The sequence below is a fragment of the Bacillus sp. SIMBA_005 genome (assembly GCF_046535585.1).
In the GTDB taxonomy this organism is placed as follows: domain Bacteria; phylum Bacillota; class Bacilli; order Bacillales; family Bacillaceae; genus Bacillus; species Bacillus pumilus.
Genome location: NZ_JAWRWI010000573.1, coordinates 1 through 264, shown reverse-complemented (window position 1 = coordinate 264; position 264 = coordinate 1). Strand labels below are relative to the sequence as shown.

The 264-nt window shown below is 29.2% G+C and carries 1 protein-coding gene; it reads left to right on the top strand.

The window, feature by feature from the left end:
• The coding region (locus SB660_RS21345) for a hypothetical protein (protein WP_410584400.1) at positions 1-264 on the top strand (264 nt) is incomplete at both ends.

Here is a 264-nt window from a genome sequence, read left to right as displayed (position 1 = left end):
ACTGTGCTTGATAAAAAAGGAAGTAAAAATGATGTTCAGTTCGTTGATAGCGCAAATTTAATAAATGTCGCTATATCACGAGCTAAAAAGCGTTTTGTTTTAGTATCTGATGTTGAAGTATTTAAAAAAAGCAACAAAGAAATTTCCGAACTTATTAGGTATATGGAATACTATACTGAATCGAGTTTATACCATGAAAGCAAAGTAATTTCAGTGTTTGACTTACTTTATAAAGAATTCTCTGAAGTACTTATTGAAAGAGAA